The organism is Nocardia sp. NPDC004722 (genome assembly GCF_053601505.1).
The window spans coordinates 1-2,627 of sequence record NZ_JBSGBY010000874.1; the positions used below are offsets into that span (position 1 = coordinate 1).

Genomic DNA, 2,627 nt, shown 5'->3' on the forward strand with positions numbered 1-2,627 from the left:
GTCGGACCGGTGGCGATCTCCTCGGACGACCGAGTAGGCGGCGGACCCGGCCGGGACCACCGCCCTCCACGACAGCGAACCCGGCAGCACCACAGGCGTTTGCGACGACGACACCGCCAGGCCCCGGGACCGATCGGAGCGATCGGCCAGCAGCAGCTCCACATCCGCCACGACCACCTCGGCGCGCACATTGCCGCCGCGGCCCTCCTTGACCGCGAACAGGTCGACGAAATCCGCGTCCACCTGCAATTGCAGGTCCACGGCGGTGGTTTCGCGGCCCAGATTCTCCACCGTGATGGTCTCGCACAGGCCGTCGGCCACCAGCCGCTCCCGCACCACGAGCACCGTACTGTCCGCTGCGCCGGCCCGGGGAGGCCGGCGCAGTATGAACCGGGCGGTGAAAGCCTCCGGGGTCAATACCGACAGCGGCTCCGGCCGCTGCCCGTCCAGCAGCAACTCCCAGCGCGACAACACCCGCGCGTCCCGGAAGAACAACCCGTAGGGCGTCCCGTGCTCGATATCGCCCCGATGATCCGACAGACAGAAGGTGCTGCCCTCCACCAGGGTGACCGCCCCGCCGCCACCGCCCACGCTCGGTTCCCCGGCGTTCAGGGCGCTCGGAGTGTCACTGTTCATGCAGACCCTTTCGTCGCGGCAGCCGCCGCTGCCGCGACGAAGCCTTCGAGCTGGAACCACTGTCGGACACAGGTTTACGGCCCGGCATCAGCTCGCCGCCGGTCAAGGCGTCTGGATGCCCGGAATGCGAGGGACCGCGCGCGGGCACCGGGGACGTGATCGCACGGCCGGGCCCGGTGCCCGCCGCACGCTGTCCGCCGGGCATCACACCGGAATGACGCGGCGCGGCGCCGCGGCGCGGCCGGTGCTCGCGCACCACCCGCCGATAGATCTCCTCGTAGCCGCCGCCCAGGGAATCCACGCCGAAATGCGCCGCGACATGGGCGCGCATGGCGTGCGGGTCGTAGCCGCGAACCTCGGCGATGGCCGCGGGCAGCTCGGCCGGATCGTCGCAGATCCGGCCGGTGACACCGTCCACGATCACCTCGGCGACCGCGCCCCCGCGCAACGCCACCACCGGCGTCCCGCACACCATCGCCTCGATCATGACCATGCCGAACGGCTCCTCCCATTGCACCGGGAACACCAGACACCTTGCCCTGGAAAGCAATTCACGCTTGGCCACGGCATCGGCCATCCCGAACATGCGATCGCGTTCGGTGAGCAGCGGCCGCACCGCACTCTCGAAATAGCGCACCTCGGGCGGTTCGGCGCACTTGCCCGCCAGGATCAGCGGAACGCCCGCCGCGTGCGCGGCCGCCACCGCCAGATGCGGCGCCTTGTCCGCGGTGAACCGGCCCAGGAACAGAGCGTAGTCCTGCTTGTCGACGCGGAACGGCCAGTCCTCCACCCGCAGTGCGTTGTGCACGCGGCCCACCCAGTTCAAGTCCGGAGCCAGTTCCCGCTGCCGGTCGCTGATCGCCACCAGCTGTGCCTCCGTGCCGAGTTCCCGGTAGTAGAGGTACGGGTCGCCGTACACCGGACCGTGCACGGTCACCACGGTCGGCAGACCCAGATCGCGGGAGACCGGCATGTTCAGCGGGCCCGCGAAGGTGTGGTCGTGCACCAGGTCCAGGCCGTCGGTCGCGGCCAGCCGCTCCAGCGCGCGCCGGGCCTTCAGGGCGTGCACGACCTCCGGGAACGGATCGCCGAGCCGCTCGGATTGCGCACGGTCCCAGAGTGATCGGAACTCTCCCTTGGTGCCGTTCACGCCCGCGCCCAGCACGGTCACCCGGTGCCCGCGCTCCACCAGCGCGTCCACCAGATCCGCCACCACGGCCTCGACGCCGCCGTACGCCTTGGGCGGGATGTCGAAATACGGTGGCACCACCATCGCGACGCGTAGCCGCTCGCGCTCGATCGATGGGAATTCGACTGCGGCAGTAGCCGGAACAGGAACCGACGAAAACGCGGCGCTCATGACAGCCCTTCTTCCAGGGGAGCGAACGTCGACGCCCGGACAGTGGGACGCCGACCCGGAACCGAGCCGGAGAAGATCGAAAAGCGCTGGTGCCGCACGCCATCGGCTCGGCTCGTCCACGCCCGGTTCGAGCAGCGTGTGAGCAAGGCCGAGCGAGGGTCGTCAGCACGCTCCGAGTTGAACGCCTGGGGATCGTCGCGCCGGCTGGTGCCCCGGCGGTGAGATCAAGGCCGGTGGGCACCCCGAGGCGTCATCGCGCTCGGCGGCCATATAGGTGATTCCACAATATCGCCGCGAATCACTCGAAAAGTGTGGATCGAAATTGTTCGGGGGTTTCCCGGTAGAAACTTCGGTCCGAGGGTCGCAGCGTGGGGGCTCGGGTCAGGCGGCCGCGTAGCCGCCCTCGGCGGTGTACTCCGATGCCATGGGGCGATTGGCCGCCTCGGAAACGCCCGCGGGCGCGGCGGATTCGATCATGTCCAGCAGCAGCCAGCCGTCGGCGGTCCAGCCGCCGTGCGTCTCGGTCCGCACCAAACGGCCGCCCGGTACGAACGGGTCGTCGACGAAACCGGCGGCGGCGCCGTCGAGTTCGAGCGCCAGCGCCGCGCCGCCCACGTAGACCCGGGCGGAC

3 protein-coding genes are annotated in these 2,627 nt (G+C 70.2%); all 3 read right to left on the bottom strand.

All coding sequences use genetic code 11. From position 1 onward, the window contains the following. Window positions 1-636 (bottom strand): glycogen debranching N-terminal domain-containing protein (locus ACWELQ_RS43320; protein ID WP_452402786.1); only part of this gene is annotated, 636 nt, incomplete at its 3' end. Next, on the bottom strand, window positions 626-1,996 hold the full coding sequence (locus ACWELQ_RS43325) for a glycosyltransferase family 4 protein (RefSeq protein ID WP_452402787.1): 1,371 nt from the start codon (window positions 1,994-1,996) through the stop codon (window positions 626-628). The genes ACWELQ_RS43320 and ACWELQ_RS43325, both read right to left, overlap by 11 nt. 381 nt (window positions 1,997-2,377) lie before the next feature. Then, window positions 2,378-2,627, bottom strand: a 250-nt coding sequence (locus ACWELQ_RS43330; RefSeq protein WP_452402788.1) for a hypothetical protein, incomplete at its 5' end; no start/stop codon positions are given.